The 15,457-nt window shown below is 38.4% G+C and carries 20 protein-coding genes; 16 read left to right on the top strand and 4 right to left on the bottom strand.

Features of this window, described 5'->3' with window-relative positions; all coding sequences use genetic code 11:
• Positions 1 to 45: 45 nt before the first annotated feature.
• From ACFX4R_RS14265 to ACFX4R_RS14240, 6 genes are all read left to right on the top strand, one after another.
• The gene (locus tag ACFX4R_RS14265) at positions 46 to 669 is read left to right on the top strand and encodes an immunity protein Imm33 domain-containing protein (protein ID WP_377569823.1); all 624 of its coding nucleotides are present in this window, start codon (positions 46 to 48) and stop codon (positions 667 to 669) included.
• Positions 656 to 1,075, top strand: coding sequence for a hypothetical protein (locus tag ACFX4R_RS14260; RefSeq protein WP_014459781.1), 420 nt, complete (start codon positions 656 to 658; stop codon positions 1,073 to 1,075). Before ACFX4R_RS14265 ends, ACFX4R_RS14260 begins: the two co-directional genes overlap by 14 nt.
• A gap of 37 nt (positions 1,076 to 1,112) precedes the next feature.
• Complete coding sequence (locus tag ACFX4R_RS14255) at positions 1,113 to 1,529, top strand: tetratricopeptide repeat protein (protein WP_377560323.1); 417 nt, start codon at positions 1,113 to 1,115, stop codon at positions 1,527 to 1,529.
• Between the two features lie 274 nt (positions 1,530 to 1,803).
• Complete coding sequence (locus ACFX4R_RS14250; RefSeq protein ID WP_280559751.1) at positions 1,804 to 2,334, top strand: ankyrin repeat domain-containing protein; 531 nt, start codon at positions 1,804 to 1,806, stop codon at positions 2,332 to 2,334.
• Between the two features lie 53 nt (positions 2,335 to 2,387).
• Positions 2,388 to 2,882, top strand: a complete 495-nt coding sequence (locus ACFX4R_RS14245) for a hypothetical protein (RefSeq protein WP_377569821.1) — start codon at positions 2,388 to 2,390, stop codon at positions 2,880 to 2,882.
• A gap of 27 nt (positions 2,883 to 2,909) precedes the next feature.
• Complete coding sequence (locus tag ACFX4R_RS14240) at positions 2,910 to 3,422, top strand: hypothetical protein (RefSeq protein ID WP_098333061.1); 513 nt, start codon at positions 2,910 to 2,912, stop codon at positions 3,420 to 3,422.
• Positions 3,423 to 3,456: 34 nt separating this feature from the next.
• On the opposite strand, the gene ACFX4R_RS14235 is transcribed toward ACFX4R_RS14240, so the two are convergent.
• Complete coding sequence (locus ACFX4R_RS14235; RefSeq protein WP_377569818.1) at positions 3,457 to 4,332, bottom strand: glycerophosphodiester phosphodiesterase; 876 nt, start codon at positions 4,330 to 4,332, stop codon at positions 3,457 to 3,459.
• Positions 4,333 to 4,600: 268 nt separating this feature from the next.
• Here ACFX4R_RS14235 and ACFX4R_RS14230 point away from each other — a divergent pair, with 268 nt between their 5' ends.
• From ACFX4R_RS14230 to ACFX4R_RS14215, 4 genes are all read left to right on the top strand, one after another.
• Positions 4,601 to 5,320: an endonuclease V gene (locus ACFX4R_RS14230; RefSeq protein ID WP_050690174.1), complete on the top strand. Its 720-nt coding sequence runs from the start codon at positions 4,601 to 4,603 to the stop codon at positions 5,318 to 5,320.
• Between the two features lie 94 nt (positions 5,321 to 5,414).
• Positions 5,415 to 6,008: an undecaprenyl phosphate transporter UptA gene (gene uptA / locus ACFX4R_RS14225; protein ID WP_057245111.1), complete on the top strand. Its 594-nt coding sequence runs from the start codon at positions 5,415 to 5,417 to the stop codon at positions 6,006 to 6,008.
• A 135-nt stretch (positions 6,009 to 6,143) separates the two neighbouring features.
• Positions 6,144 to 6,428: a DUF3219 family protein gene (locus tag ACFX4R_RS14220; protein WP_014459792.1), complete on the top strand. Its 285-nt coding sequence runs from the start codon at positions 6,144 to 6,146 to the stop codon at positions 6,426 to 6,428.
• A 14-nt stretch (positions 6,429 to 6,442) separates the two neighbouring features.
• The gene (locus ACFX4R_RS14215; protein ID WP_377569816.1) at positions 6,443 to 7,438 is read left to right on the top strand and encodes an LLM class flavin-dependent oxidoreductase; all 996 of its coding nucleotides are present in this window, start codon (positions 6,443 to 6,445) and stop codon (positions 7,436 to 7,438) included.
• 17 nt (positions 7,439 to 7,455) lie between these two features.
• Here the strand turns inward: ACFX4R_RS14215 and ACFX4R_RS14210 are convergent, their stop codons facing one another.
• Positions 7,456 to 8,370, bottom strand: coding sequence for an aminoglycoside phosphotransferase family protein (locus ACFX4R_RS14210; RefSeq protein ID WP_280559745.1), 915 nt, complete (start codon positions 8,368 to 8,370; stop codon positions 7,456 to 7,458).
• A gap of 92 nt (positions 8,371 to 8,462) precedes the next feature.
• Between ACFX4R_RS14210 and ACFX4R_RS14205 the strand changes: the two genes are divergently transcribed.
• A complete protein-coding gene (locus ACFX4R_RS14205) occupies positions 8,463 to 8,660 on the top strand; it encodes a hypothetical protein (RefSeq protein ID WP_043982972.1) in 198 nt (65 codons plus the stop codon).
• A 130-nt stretch (positions 8,661 to 8,790) separates the two neighbouring features.
• Complete coding sequence (locus tag ACFX4R_RS14200) at positions 8,791 to 9,204, top strand: GNAT family N-acetyltransferase (protein WP_377569814.1); 414 nt, start codon at positions 8,791 to 8,793, stop codon at positions 9,202 to 9,204.
• Positions 9,205 to 9,244: 40 nt separating this feature from the next.
• Here ACFX4R_RS14200 and ACFX4R_RS14195 read toward each other — a convergent pair whose 3' ends face one another.
• Together ACFX4R_RS14195 and ACFX4R_RS14190 are read right to left on the bottom strand one after the other, a co-directional pair.
• The gene (locus ACFX4R_RS14195) at positions 9,245 to 10,831 is read right to left on the bottom strand and encodes an MptA/MptB family glycosyltransferase (RefSeq protein WP_377569812.1); all 1,587 of its coding nucleotides are present in this window, start codon (positions 10,829 to 10,831) and stop codon (positions 9,245 to 9,247) included.
• A gap of 154 nt (positions 10,832 to 10,985) precedes the next feature.
• Positions 10,986 to 11,522, bottom strand: coding sequence for an IseA DL-endopeptidase inhibitor family protein (locus ACFX4R_RS14190; protein ID WP_014459798.1), 537 nt, complete (start codon positions 11,520 to 11,522; stop codon positions 10,986 to 10,988).
• Positions 11,523 to 11,814: 292 nt separating this feature from the next.
• Between ACFX4R_RS14190 and ACFX4R_RS14185 the strand changes: the two genes are divergently transcribed.
• The 4 genes from ACFX4R_RS14185 (at position 11,815) to ACFX4R_RS14170 (ending at position 15,403) form a co-directional block, all read left to right on the top strand.
• Positions 11,815 to 11,937 carry a hypothetical protein gene (locus tag ACFX4R_RS14185; protein WP_013057357.1) on the top strand — a complete coding sequence of 41 codons (123 nt, stop codon included), beginning with the start codon at positions 11,815 to 11,817 and terminating at the stop codon, positions 11,935 to 11,937.
• A 299-nt stretch (positions 11,938 to 12,236) separates the two neighbouring features.
• The gene (locus ACFX4R_RS14180) at positions 12,237 to 13,472 is read left to right on the top strand and encodes a Zn-dependent hydrolase (protein ID WP_377569810.1); all 1,236 of its coding nucleotides are present in this window, start codon (positions 12,237 to 12,239) and stop codon (positions 13,470 to 13,472) included.
• A gap of 166 nt (positions 13,473 to 13,638) precedes the next feature.
• Complete coding sequence (locus ACFX4R_RS14175; RefSeq protein ID WP_340447600.1) at positions 13,639 to 14,277, top strand: response regulator; 639 nt, start codon at positions 13,639 to 13,641, stop codon at positions 14,275 to 14,277.
• Positions 14,278 to 14,281: 4 nt separating this feature from the next.
• Positions 14,282 to 15,403 (top strand): sensor histidine kinase, encoded by a 1,122-nt coding sequence (locus ACFX4R_RS14170; protein WP_377569809.1) that lies wholly within the window; start codon positions 14,282 to 14,284, stop codon positions 15,401 to 15,403.
• The last annotated feature ends 54 nt before the right edge of the window (positions 15,404 to 15,457 follow it).

The following is a 15,457-nucleotide window of genomic DNA, read 5'->3' as shown; positions in this document are numbered from 1 at the left end:
ATATATTTGGCAACAAAATTAGTGAAAAAAGAAAGGGAAGAATAATTGAAAAAATTCATTAAAAATATAGGGGATAAAGTAGTCGTAGTTCAAGCAGAACATGAATTAAAAATGCAGGTTGAGAGTCTATTTCGTATCTTTGAAACGATAGAAAGAGAAAAATGGACTGACGGCTTTTCGATACAAATAGGGTGGTCGAACTTTATTGTTTCTGTAAAGGGTCAAGAGTATTACATTCTTTCACCGGACTATTCAGGGAATCCCTTTGAGGATTATACAGAAGATTTAACGCTTGCTCTATGGGTGCAGTTGGAACAAGTTCACTTTTTGCGCAAGTTAAACATGAAAAACGGTGAAGATGTAAGTTTTAGTGATAAAGTCGTGATAGCTAAAAATATACTAGAAGTAGATAGTATTTACTTACAAAGAAGCGGCGGAGCTGAACGAGGAGATTCTGGCTGGTACATAGGGCCGGTAAATGAAGAAGATGATACAGAAGAGCTTGAGGCTTTTTATGTTTATCAATTATTAAAGATTCGTCCATCCCTTATTCAAGTTTTAGCTTTACCATACGAATATATGGTGATTTTTGAAAGAGATCAAGTGAAGGCAGTATTAAATGAAAGAGATGAAGATATTTTGAGTGGAGGAAGAAATGATACAAATTGAACCTGAAAAGCAAGTGAGAATTGAGAAATATAAGACCAAAAGCGATGAATGCTTTGAAAATAATGATTACGAAACATCTATAGATTTATTGGTACAAGCTTGGGGTGAAATTCCACAGCCTAAAGGTTTATATCCTGACACTTACAATATTGTACGGGATATTATTGATACATTTATAGTGATAAAGAATTACAAAAGCGCTAAGCAGTGGTTAAATCATTTATATACATCGGATTTTGAAAGAATAGATGACGGAGAGCGTGAATTTTTATCAGGAAGTATTTATTATGAGTTGGGCGAATTAAATGTCGCAAAAGAATTTTTTGATATTGGTAATAAAAAGTCAGAAGGAAGATCGTTCGAAGGGCAAGATGTCAAATATATAAAGCTGCTAAAAGGATCATGAAGATGAAACCTTATTATTTCAGTAGGGAGATGCTGTAATGGAAATGAACGAGCAACTTCACCAGCAAATTGTCAAGTTATGTGAAGAAGGTGATCAATTTGCTGAACTGCAACAAATGAGTGAAGCGCTTGCTTTTTATCAACGAGCACTTGAATTAGTTCCAGAGCCAAAGGAAAAATGGTCAGCGGCTACGTGGATTTACGGCACTTTAGGTGATACATACTTTTCAATACAAAACTATGAAGATGCTATACGCAGCTTGGAATATGCCTTGAAGTGTCCGGACGGAAATGAAAATCCTTTTCTGTTGTTGCGGTTAGGGGAAAGTTTTTATGAGCTTGGAGAGTTCGAAAAAGCAAAAGCGTATTTGTACAAGGCTTATCAAATTGAAGATTATAAAATCTTTTTTCAGGAAGATGATAAATACTTTAAACTTATTATAGAGTTAATTTAAATAGAGAAAAAATATAGTTTAAGTGAAGAGTGAAACCCTCAGTAGAGCAGGCTATTGAGGATTTTTGGTTTTACTGCATATGAGTAGGGCGTGTGAACCAATATGCTGAAATAGAGTAAGAGTTTAATAGAGCACTATTTAAAAGAATATCCACATAATCCTATTTAAATCATTAGAAGAATTCTAGAAGGGGTTTCAGAAGGCTAAAGAAATCTCTCTGATACTATAAACTGGTGAAGAAGCCGTATGAACAAAAATATCTTAGGAGGTTTCTATGGATAATAAGGAAAAAGCAGTTAAAACCTATGATTTCATTAAGAACGGTGATACAGAACAAGCAAAAGAGATTCTGATTGCAGATAAAAGGTTGCTTGAATTTATAACTCCTTTTGGAACGTGGCTACACGTGGCTGTTAGAGCTGGTAGCCTTGATATGATAAAGTTCCTAGTTGAATACGGGATGGATATTAACACAAATGAAGGTGTACCAAAGTCAGCGCCAATTGCACATGCAGCGAGTGTAGGTGAATTTAGCATAGTTCAGTACTTATACGATAGAGGTGCAATATTAGATGTAAGCGATTCGAGTAGAAATCCTTTATTTTCAGCGATTTATGGCGGTCACCTTAATATTGTAAAATACCTTGTTCAGAGTGGTATTGATATTACTGTAAAGTATACGGGAGATACGATGAAAGATATGGATGCCTATGAATTTGCGATTGAACGAGGACAAATAGAAATTGCTGAATATCTAAAGCAAAAGCTGAATGAAAAAGTACAAAAGAGAGTGCTTGAAGACTAATAAAATCGTATATAGCAGGTCACAAAGCTAATAAAAGCAAGGAGGTCCATCTCATGCTAGAACCTATATATGCTGAAAACGTAATTGTCGGAGTGGTATATAAAAAGCAGTTTCAATGGTATGTAACCGATCGAGAGCTATGGTATCTGGATTATGTAAAGTTTACACAAGCTTTTGAAAATGAAGGTGATTCAGCGGTTGCTGAATATATTGAACCTGAACGAAAAGGAATCGAGGTTCTCAGCAGTGAAAATGCTGAGCTTTTTTTAAAACGTATAGAGTCATATAAAGCAGATGGAGCTACTCTTTTAAAGCTGTTTGAAAATAAAATAGAAAGCAAAGGTGAAGAAGACGTATTAGACTTTAGCCCTTCGTTTTTAGTGGATTTTGATCAAAAGGCGTTCTATTCCATGTTTCCTGAACCGGCTTCATTTGAAGAATATGTTCCAAGCGATTGGGAAGGAACGTATGAAGACTTTACAGGTTTGATTCCAGAAATAGAAAAGTATTGGGTAAATAAGGACGGAGAAAATTTATTTGAGCTGTGAAAGTAAACAGAGCATGGAGGGATAACGTTGTTTCGTGTTCAAACATTCATTAAGCGTCCAGATATTTTGATTACCGATTTATCATCTCTATATGAAAAGGAATCTACCTATTTTATCGAGATATCAAATGAAGCAGAACTCATTCGTTACGGTAATCAGCTTGATTTTACTTGCCTTGAAGGAGCTATTAAGCTCGAATACTACGGTGAGCCGCTTCTTGATGCATCTGCATGGGACGTTATAGATGGGATGTGGCTTTATTTGTTGAATGCAATGGAGAGTTTAAAAGAGACCGGGTATGGAGAGATGAATTTTCCAGATCAAGCGTTAGCATTAACCTTAAAATCGGCTTCTGAACAGTTTATACTGTATACCTTGCATACATCTCCTCCCGTAAAAGCAGTGCTTCCGAAACAAGACTTTTTTATGATGGTGTTAGGAGGAGCGGAGCAGTTTTTTAAAACGATGGAGAGATGTTTTAAAGGGAACTTTCAGTATTTCAATGAAATTAAACGTATTGAAGCGTTAAAAAGGCAGTAAGGAAGACGAGGTTACTAGTAAAAGATTACAGGAACTATGGCCACATTGTGACGGCAAGTGTAATTACTCGGCGGGCGCTGCCTTTTTCGAGCTGTTGTCCGATAGTACTTGATGTTTGCACCCAATTCACTTCATCAGGATAATTCGTAATCACTCCGTCACTTTTTGTTTTCCACAAAAATGAAGCCGGAAGCCGCTTGGTTCCAGACCACGGTGATATTTTCATTCCGGCAGAATGGACTTGGTGGATAAGAGCAGGCGTTAGGATATCATAGGAAGGGTTAAAGTAAGTGGCAAAGTCAGCAAATTGCCGGATTGAGTTTGGGTTTGTATCTCGCTCTGAAGAAGTTAGTATGCCTATAGGAACGTTTGGGAGAAGCTCATGCATTTTTCTCATGGATGAAACGTTAAAAGACTGAATGATAACGTGATCGAGCTGTCGCTTGTTGATTTCAAAAGCTACTTTTTTTTCAATTCCAGGATAAAGTTCCGGCGCTTTTAACTCTATTAATATACCGATTTTTCCTTGAAATTCATCTAACACTTGTGAAAGAGTTGGAATTTTTTCATTCGCAAATGAATTGTCTTTCCAGCTTCCTGCATCCAAGCGCTGAAGCTCCGCGTACGTTAACTCTCGAATGTGTCCGCTTCCGTTTGTTGTTCGGTCTACGGTACGGTCATGCATAATAACGAGTACACCGTCTTTGCTTTGCTGCACGTCAAGTTCAATGTAATCCGCATTCATTTCTAGCGCTTGGTGAAAAGCAGCCATTGTATTTTCAGGTGCGTAAGCAGAGGCTCCTCGGTGCGCGATATTTGTGAGTTTTTCTTCCGTGCGTGCAAAAGCAGAAGAAGCAATCGAACAGCATAATAAGGCGACGGCGCTTAGAACAGCTAAATATTTTTTCATCACGTTTCTCTCCTATGCGTTGGTATAGAAACAGCATAACGAAAAAATGTGATGCTGATATAGAGAAAGTGTGTAGAAAGCGTTGACATTTCGTAAAGAAAAATAGGGATTTTTTCATGGTGATGTTTACAAAAAATGCGTAAACGAATAGGAATTTTAATCAAACGTTAAGGAAACAGCGCTATAATAAAAGGTGTGAAAAAAAGAATAGGAATTTCTTAGAAAATAGTTGTATAATAGGTGAGTCAGTCAATGAAAGGAATGGAACATGGATATTCAGTACATACATACGTTTACGATGCAAACAAAAGAGGAGTGCCGGACGCTTCAGCAAAAGCTAAAAGCACAAATTGATTTAACATCAGGCGTCAAAATGACGCATATACATAACTGTGCTGGTGTTGATGTTGCGTATTGGGAAGAAAACGGCATATCTTACGGAGCTTGCAGCATTGTAGTGGTTGATTATCAGACGAAAAACGTTGTAGAAAAAGTGCACAGTGTAGGAGAAGTAACTGTTCCTTATCTTCCTGGATTCCTAGCTTTTCGAGAGCTGCCTTTAATTCTTGAAGCGGCTAAAAAACTTCAAATAGAGCCCGACGTGTTTTTATTTGATGGCAACGGATATTTGCACTACGAGCACATGGGAGTAGCCACACATGCTTCGTTTTTTCTCAATAAACCTACCGTTGGAATTGGGAAAAGCTATTTAAAGATCAAGGGACATGATTACGTTATGCCTGAAGATACAGAGGGCGCTTATGAAGATATTGTGATTGATGATGAAGTTTATGGTAGAGTAGTAAGGACAGCCAAAGGGGTAAAGCCTATTTTTCTGTCGTGCGGAAACTATATTGATTTGGACATGTCGTATCAGCTTATGATGCATTTTATTTCAAAAGAAAGTAAGCTTCCGATTCCGGTCCGCCTAGCAGATCTGCATACGCATGAGCTGCGGAAAAGGTACCGGCAGTCAACAGGGAAGTAAGCTGTTCATAGTGAGTTCATAGTTTCCTTTTATACTGATGGTTGGAATATAGTAGTAGTGTAAAATTATTAAAGAATGAGTAAGGTGATTAAAGGTGAGTTCATTTGTTGCGAGTATTTTGGATTTTTTAACGAGCCTTGGCTATTTAGGTATTGCGCTCGGCTTAATGATTGAAATCATTCCAAGTGAAATTGTACTAGCTTACGGAGGGTATATGATTTCTCAAGGTATGATTAGTTTTCCTGGAGCAGTCATTGCCGGAATTATTGGCGGAACGATTGCACAGTGGTTTTTATATTGGATTGGAGCCTACGGAGGACGTCCGTTTCTTCAAAAATACGGCAAGTACTTATTTATTCATGATAAGCATATTGATCTTGCTGAAAACTGGTTTAATAAATACGGCGCGGGCGTTGTTTTCTCCGCTCGTTTTGTCCCGGTTGTTCGACATGCGATTTCGATTCCTGCAGGTATTGCTAAAATGCCGTTTTGGAAGTTTACGTCTTTAACCGTGTTAGCGATGATTCCTTGGTCGATTTTATTTATTTACTTAGGCGGAAAGCTAGGCGAGAACTGGGCGAACATTGAAGACGTAGCAAGCAAATATACGCTTCCGTTTGTGGTTGCGGCATTTGTTATTATTGTTCTTTATTTCGTATTCAAACGCACGCGTGCAAAGCGCGTATAAGATCGTTTTTGGACTAAAAGCATGGCAAAAAAGCCATGCTTTTTTTGCATGGGCAACCAGAAGCTCTTTTATTTGCTCATGACTTCTTCAAGTGCTATTATTTTTCATACGCACTAAAAAAGGAGACGATTTAACGTGGTACAAGAAATTGTATTAAATGATACGCCTATTCAAATTTACAGCTATGAACAAGAAATTGTAAAAGGCAAAACAAAAGTTTCAGTTGATTTCAAAGTAACAAGTGAGGAATATCATGATATTACTACACTTTTATATAAAGGTACTTTTCATGTAAATGTCCCGGAAGAAGATCTGGATTTCCAAGGAACGATTCATCAGTACTCTACGTCTTTTACCAATTTATATGAAAAAGGCCAGGTAGGGGATTTTTCATTAAGTTTAATTGAAGTGAACGAATAAGGAGCAGATGCGTGATGAAAGTAAGTATACTCGACCAATCGCCCGTTTCATCCCATCAGACCCCGGCAGAAGCGTTAGAAGCATCGATGCAGCTGGCCAAAGCGGGTGACAAGCTTGGCTATGAGCGCTACTGGATTGCAGAGCATCATGATTTGTCTGGACTTGCCTGTTCGGCTCCTGAAGTGATGCTTGGCTATATCGGCGCACAGACTAATAGAATTCGAATTGGATCGGGAGCGGTGCTGCTACCTCACTACAAGCCGTATAAAGTAGCGGAAACGTATAACATGCTCGCAACGCTGTTTCAAGGGCGAATTGATTTAGGAATTGGACGCGCGCCGGGTGGATCGGCTGAAGCAACAAATGCGCTGTCGGATAACTTCTTGCAGCAAGTATTTAAAATGCCTGAACTTGTTGAAGAGCTTCTGCAGTTTTTAGACGATAAATTTCCGGCTGAACATGAATACGCAAAGCTTTCAGCTTCGCCGCTGCCTCCTGTCTCTCCGGAACCTTGGCTGCTTGGCACAAGTAAAAAAAGTGCCGAGCTCGCCGCTAGAAACGGAATGGCCTATACGTTTGGACAGTTTATGAGTGAACAAGATGGTTCAGCTATTATTGATCAGTACAAACAGGCATTTCAGCCAAGACGGACCGGTGATCAGCCCTATGCGATTGTCACTGTATCGGTCATTTGCGCTGAAACAACGGAGCAAGCCCATCGCATCGCAACGAGCTCACTCGTATGGAAAATTCAGCAGGATAAAATGGAAGCAAAAGGCGTGCCTTCTATTGAAGAAGCGGCCAGCTATCCGCTGACAGAAGAAGAAGAGAAAAAAATGAAGAAGATGAAAGAAGCCATGATTATCGGAGACCCAGAAGAAGTACACGTCCGTCTTCAAGAAGTTCAAGCACGCTACGGAGCGGATGAACTCATGCTTGTCACCATTACACACGATCCGGCTGACCGATTAAAATCATATGAGCTTGTCGCAGAGAAATGCAAAAAATAAGAGCCAAATGTCGGCTCTTATTTTTTATGCCCGTAATAGTACTCAAATAAGTGCTGAAATGCTTCTATAGCACGTGAAAAAGAAGCGGCGTCTTGGCGGTCTTCTATTAACCAGCACGTGGCTAGTACAGAATGAGCGTATCCCCACAGTAAAATGCGTTTTTTATTTACGTTCAGTTCTTTTACAAATATATTGATTCGATGGTCAATTGTCTCTGCCACGTTTGTTTTAGGCAGATGATTTAAAAGAAAAGGGATAATTTCGTACTCTTTTTCTCCAATTAACCCTTTTGGATCAATTATTTTCCACGCCTCACCAGACTGTAAGATGTTATCATGATGCAAATCACCGTGAAGCAAAAAAAGCTGCTGAGAAGTCCGGTTTAATTCAGAGAAAACGGATAGTGCGTGTTGAAGAGTTTCAGAAGAAAGAAAATCAATACCGTTTGGATACATTTGTGTATACTCTCGAAGCTGCTTCTCTCTTTTAATGGCTGTTTCGATAGTGGAGTCCGAGTGAGGCATGCGCCATAGAGATTTCATAAGCCTAGCAGCGGTTAACGCAGCTTCGTCTTTAGTTGATAAAGAGGAAAGCGGGCATCCGGGAGACAGCTTTTCAAGCAGTAAAATGCCTTTTTCAGCATCGCTGTCCACGACCTTTACCGTGCTCTCACCAGCTAGTGCTGTCAGTGCTTCTTGCTCATGAAGCAGCTCTGAAGGCTCTACAAAAAGTTTGACAACTAGTTCACTTCCATCTGCTTTGCGCGCAGGAGCAACAAAGTGGTAAGAAAGGGGAAAGTGACTGTGAATGTTGATGCGCCAGCGCTCTTCACAGTAGCGAATCAGCTGAGGAAAGTCAGTTAACCACTTTTGACCTTTATGAGAGTGAAGGTGAGTAATCGTATCACAAAACGTTTGAGGCAACGTATGCATGCGTTTGTCTCCTTTGTTGTTTCCAATTTTTTCTGATAAACTCATCATATACAGTCTATATAGAATCTGTAAAGAAGGAGGAGATCCTACATATGAAGAAAAAGAAGGTGAAATCCCCTTGGGCTCTTGCGGGGTTCCCGGTTTATATCATTGGGTTTTCACTTTTACTTGCTGGAAGCGCACCGGAGTGGCTAGAAACGGTGAGTAAAATCATTATTGTTCTTGGAGTCATTTTGCTTATAATCGCAGGAATTGATCTTAAAAAACGAAAAAAATCAGTACAAGCCTAAAAAACTGCCGTTTGGCAGTTTTTTTATTTGGAGAAAGGGTAACAAGATAACTAGATAAAAATGTTGAATTATTATTCTGTTTGATGTATAAATATAATATAGAAACAACGGTATTGAAAGGAGAATGAACGTGTCTTACGTAATAAAAAAAGAGGTTCCGTCATTTGAGCAGTTTGCAGCTCTGCATGAAGCGAGCGGATTACATAAAAGTAAAAAAGGCAATTATACAAAAGAACAGCTGTTTGAAGCCGCAGCCAACAGCTGGTTTAGAGTCGGTATTTATGACAATGAACAATTAATTGCATTTGGCCGTATGATTTCAGACGGAATTTACCAAGCGCTTATTTGCGACGTGATGGTAGATCCCACATACCAAAACAAAGGGCTTGGAAAGCAAATTATTCAAGAGCTGTTGACGAAATGCGAAGAAAGCGGAATTGAATCGATTCAGCTGTTTGCAGCAAAAGGAAAGCATCATTTTTATAAAAAATTAGGGTTTCAAGAAAGAGAAGAAGACGCGCCAGGCATGTCGCTTGTTATATAAAAAAGCTCAGTGATCAGTCATACTCACTGAGCTTTTTGTATTATGCAGTTTTTAAAACCGTACTTTTTTGAACTAAATTCCAAGCAACTTTTACTAAATAAATAACAAGCAAAACGTTTAGCATAGATGTAGCAAACATAGAAAACGGATAGGACGTACTGTTTTGCATATTGCTGTCACCGTATAAAACAAAAAAAGTGTTCATAAAAATACTGATGCTAAATCCAAGGGATAAATAAAGCAAGTTTTTGTCTTTCAAATAAATATAAGCAAGCAAAGCAAGAGCTGCTGCTGGAAACAAGTAGCGTTCATGCATGCTTGAAGAAAACGTAAATACTCCGGAAATTTGAATAAGTGCTGCAAGAGCGGCGTATTTAAAGCTGCGTCCTTTTATATAAATAAGCCAAGAAAAAATAGTCGTCGCGACGATAAAAATAAGCCCCCACGTATGATAGCTGAAAAACAGCAGCGTTGCAGAGCTGTCTTTATAGTTTGCGCCTATTAAACTAAAAAAGTTATAGGCGTTAACAGAGGCATACGGGTACTCTCCAATGGTGGATGAAAATAAATTAATAATCCACGCAGGACTTTTTCCAGCTGAAAAAGGCAATAAAATCACAGCAGCAGTGAAAGCAGCAGTGAAAGCAATGCCGAAGAAATGTTTCACTTGCTTCAGGCGAATGAGCTCGAAAAACAAAATAGGCAGGATAATAATCGCCTGCGGCTTCATTAAGACCGCTGCTGTAAAAATAACGGCCGACGCGTAAATTCTTTTTTCCGTAATCATTACAATTGCTAGGACAATAAGCAAAGTGAAAAATGAATCGACTTGTCCCCAAAACGTTGAATTAACTAAAATGGCCGGATTAAATAAATACCCAATTGCTAACAGATAGGCAAAAGAAGGTGCCAAGTATTTACGAGCTAAACGATAGAGTAAATAAGATGTGACGACATCTGCTAAAATAGGCGGGATTTTAATCAACAGCGAAAAATACTGCTGAAAATCCGGTAAACTGCCAACTTTCCCAACGATAAACAAGATATAAATATAAAACGGCGGATAATCGCTTCCGCTTTTAGCATAGAAATTTGAAAAATGATTAGCCGCAACCGATGCCCAGTTTTTGAAAAGAGATGCATCCATATGAGAGCCTACCCACGGAATCAGCGCAATCCGGATAAATAGTCCAGTGCCAAGTAATGACCATAAAATAACGCGAGAATGCCCTATTGAATAATGCCATTTCTTTTTCTTTAATAATCCGTAAACGAAAGCTGCTGCTATAAAAAAGCCCACTGTATAAAGAGCGAGCGGCGTTTCATAGTCTTTATTAGCTCCTTGACCTGCGGCACCGTTATCCATAGATAGATTATGAAAAGGCGTTACGTGTTCTCCGGAATTGCTAGACGAAGCGGAACCGTTTCCTGAAGGAAGACGATGATCCCTCGAATTATTATCAGGAGCAGATATACCATTCGTAATCTTTTTTAACTGATGACTTTCTTGAATCGAAAATAAATGTTCTTCTCCTTTATAGTGTGATAGTGAAACGATACTGAAAACAAATGCTAAAAGAAAAGCAGCCATTACGATAAAAGCCGTTCTTTTTTGTAGTATGTTCATATAAAATCCTCCGATGACAATGTATCGAATAAGTAGTAGTGTGTCTCCATACTATAAGGGGAGTTGGTGAAAATAAAGTGAAACTTCTTTAATAAAGAGCGGAAGAGAGAGCATAAAAAAACAAGGCCTTAGAAGACCTTGTTTTTTATATTGCTTATAGTACAGCATCAAACTTATTTACTTTCCACTGTGAACCAGATTTATAAAATGTAACGGTGCGTTTTACACTTCCTCCGTCAACTGTTGGAACCGTAAATTGATAAGAGCGAACATCGGCACGTTGATAAGTTAGTTTTGCTTTTGCTTTGTTCCACTCTAGCATGCTGAATCCGTCACCGACAGGACGAGCAAGCTTTCCGTTATATGTGATGTAGCGATAATTTGTTAATCCTTTTTGAATAGCACTGTTTGTAAAAGTTTCAGATAAGTAGCTTACTAGTTTGCTTTTTGTATTAAAATCTTGACAAAGATATGAGTACTGAGTGCCTTTATAATTAAATGTTTTTTGAGTACATAAATTACCTTTAGATCCATGAAGTGCATTCCAGAAATGGTTGCTTGCGTTTGCTGCAATTTTTACCGCATTAGTCGTTGATAGATTTTGTGATGCTGCTTGAGCTGTAACTCCTGTGCTTAGTGAAAAGAAAAGAGCAAGTGATGCTAAGATTATTCCAAATTTTTTCATTTCCATTTCCCTCCTACTCATTCATTGAAATATATGTAACATTCATGCTGTTAATATTACAATTGTTACATTTATATTACAATACTTCTTTAAAGAAATAAAGAGTATTTCTTATATATGTTTGAATTATTCCCGTATTTTCTTAAATAAAACGTAGAATTAAAAGAAAACATATAAACAGTATGTCAATTATGTGTCACATATTTCGTCGCTTTACAAGTTCGTATATAATAGGAATAAACCGACCAGTATGCTGATGTAGGTAAATAGGTCAGGCACAAAAGGAGAACGTAGACTAATGGGTGTTTCAGAAGTAACATCAGGAATTATTATTACCACTGCTGTAATTGCTATTGTGATTATTACAGTCGGTGTTTTAGCTACAATGATTGCGATTGCGAAGAAAGCAAATAAAAAGTAAGTATGTAGAGGAGAGTTAGTATAATAACTAATTCTCTTTTTTTTGAAAAAAACCTATCGCTATTTTTATAATAAAAATGCATAAATAACGCGTGCATTATTCATAGAAAAAAGCAGGAAATTTACGTTTTGAAGCTAATAGATACATAAGGCAAACTGCGCACTTTCATTATAAAAATAATGGAAGGGGTTCTAACAGACTTCAAGTGATATCGCCTATTTTATGTCATAATGAATGATATTCATTAACACAGCATCTTAGACGCACTTTATAACCAAATAATGAGGAGAGTGGTTGAGTTGCAACGACAAAAAGTAGCAGTGAATGGAGAAAGGTTAAAAAATACGCTTGAACGATTTGCCGATTATGGACGAACACCTAATAACGGTGTAACCCGCCTAGCGCTGTCAGAAGAAGACCGTTTAGCACGAGATTATTTTTGCTCATGCTGCCGGGATCTTGGAATGGATATTAAAATCGACGATCTTGGATGTATTTATGCCACGCTTGAAGGACTAGAAGATAAGCCGCCTGTTGTGATTGGCTCACACATGGACAGCGTAAAAAAAGGCGGAAGGTTTGATGGAATCCTCGGTGTAGTTGCAGGGTTAGAGTTAGTAAGGACGCTGGTTGAACATAATATTAAGCCGAAGGTGCCGATTACCATTGTTAACTTTACGAATGAAGAAGGAGCGCGTTTTGAGCCTTCTATGATGGCTTCAGGTATTTTATCGGGCAAGTTTCAAAAAGACGTTATGATGAAGAAGACAGATGTTGACGGCGTGACGTTTAAGCAAGCCCTTCAATCATGCGGATATGAAGGCGATACGAGTAACCGTCTTACTGAAGCATCGGCATTTGTAGAATTACATATTGAGCAAGGGCCTATTCTAGAACGAGAAGCCAAATCAATCGGTGTAGTCGAGTGCGTGCTCGGAATGGTATGCTATGAAATTGAAGTTACCGGGGAGTCAGATCACGCCGGGACGACGCCGATGGACATGCGGAAAGACGCGCTTTTTGCAACTAATAATTTAATTGCTGAAGCTCGTCATGAGCTCGGCAGATTAGATTCAAATTTAGTCTATACAATGGGTCGTATGAACGTACTGCCTAATATTCATACCGTTATTCCAAATAAAGTTATTTTTTCGCTTGAAGCGAGACATACGGATGAAGATGTCATTGCATCTGTGGAAAAAATTATTCAATCACTGCCTGATCAAGCGGAGCTGTTAGAAGGCTGCGAAGTGCGGGTGACCAAGCTTTGGGGTCGCGATACCGTGTGGTTTGATAAAACGGTTTGCGATGAAGTGGAAGAGTCGGTTCGTTCCCTTGGCTATTCCTACAAGCGAATGGTAAGCGGAGCTGGACATGACGCACAGTTTTTAGCTAGCTATATTCCGACGGCTATGATTTTTATACCGAGCGTAAACGGAAAAAGTCATTGTGAGGAAGAGTTCACTCCTTGGGAAGAATGTGAAAAAGGTGTAAACGTACTTTTAGAAACAGTGATTAAGTTAGCTCAGAAGTAATGAGATAAAAGAGTAAACCTGCGGAGGTTTGCTCTTTTTTAGTGCTTAGAAAGACTGTGAACTATCGCATTGAACTTTTGGTTTATTATGGCTACAATAAATGAGAAGCATCGGGATGGATGTGAAAAAAGGATGTGAAAAAAGTGAGGTCTTCTCACTTACAGAAATGAAAATTACTATTATTATTGCAGATGATAATTCATTTATTCGAGAAGGAATGAAAATTATATTAAATACATACGAGGAATTCGACGTTGTTGCTACTTTAAAAGATGGTCAGGAAGCCGTTCAATATTGCAAGAATCATTCCGTTGATATTGCATTGTTAGATGTAAGAATGCCTGTTATGGACGGTGTAGAGGCTACAAAGCTTATTTCAGAGTCAACCAAAGCAAAGCCGCTTATTTTAACTACGTTTGATGACGATGAATATATTATTGATGCCGTAAAAAACGGAGCTAAAGGCTACTTGTTAAAAAATACAGAGCCAGAGCGCATTCGAGACGCAATCAAAAGCGTGTTTAACGGACATACGGTTCTTCAAGATGTTGTGCTAGATAAGATTAAATCAAGTTTAAACGCTGTAACTGAGCGCGAGTCAAAAGCGGATATGACACAGTTTACAGAGCGTGAAACGAGCATTATGACGCTGATTGCCAAGGGGCTTTCAAATAAAGAAATTTCTAAAACACTTTTTATTTCAGAGGGTACCGTAGCAAACTATATTAGTTCGATTTTAAGTAAAACGGGACTTGAGCACCGTACTCAAATTGCTATTTACTATTTAACCGGTAAAGGGAAGTAGGGCTATGGAAGTCGGATTAATGATGACTAAGCTCATCCTTATACTGTTTTTGGCTATTACGTACATTCAGTTTAATTATGTACACTCGATTTCAGCTATTGTGTTAGCACTGCTTCTTTACAGCTGTGTTAACATTGCAGCGTCCATTGTGAAAAAGAGCGTGTTCAAGCGTATGTTTATTGTTAGTTCAATTGTCCTTATTCTATATTGTGCGTATAAACTTCATCCTTTGTTTTTTCTTCTTTTGCCGCTAAACTTTTGTGAGCTTATTGGAGAATCAGTCGTGAAAAAATGGATGGTGCTGCTGATTGTTTTGCTTCCAATGCTGCTTGTTCCCTCTGACATTAGCGCGCTGTATGTGTTAGTCGCTGCGCTTACTTTCTTTATTTATACAGGAGCAGCTCGCTATCAAAAGAGGACAATCAATTATGAACAAAAGCTTGATGAAATGAGAGTAAGTATGCAAAAGCTGCAAAAGCATGTGAATGAAAATAAAGAGTATATGAGACAGTCTCAATATGCTTCAAAATTAGAAGAGCGAAATCGATTATCGCAGGAAATTCACGATAAGATTGGTCATTCAATGACAGGAGCGCTTATTCAAATGGAGGCAGCAAAGCATGTAATGAAGCAAGATGAAGAAAAAGCGCTGTCTCTTCTTCAAAATGCAATTACAATTTCGAAAGAAGGCATTGAAGAAATCAGGTTAACGTTAAAAAGTATAAAGCCTCCCGCTGAGCAAATAGGAATCAGCAGGCTTAAATTATTTATTGGTGAATTTGAGGCTAAACATAGTATCGCAATGCCTCTTGTATACAAAGGTAATTTGGATCTTATCACCCCTCTTCAGTGGAAAATTATCCATGAAAATATAACGGAAGCTATTACGAATGCCTTAAAATATGCAGAAGCAACGATGATTTCTATTGAGCTTCATGTACTAAATAAAATGGTTAAAGTAGAAGTCAAAGACAATGGAAAAGGGGCTCACTTGTTTCAAAAAGGCCTTGGCATTGCAGGAATGGAAGAGCGAGCTGCTTCCATTAACGGAACGGTGATCGTTGACGGGGCAAACGGGTTTTCTGTTACCACGCTGCTGCCGATAGGTGAGAAACTTCATACATAAATAATGAGATTTCTCATGGAGAAAAGGTGAACTTATGCACTGACGTAAGTTTGC

This window comes from Priestia sp. YIM B13490 (assembly GCF_042787735.1).
GTDB lineage: Bacteria > Bacillota > Bacilli > Bacillales > Bacillaceae_H > Priestia > Priestia megaterium.
The sequence above is the reverse complement of the archived record's forward strand: the minus strand, read 5'-3'. Positions and strand labels throughout refer to the sequence as shown.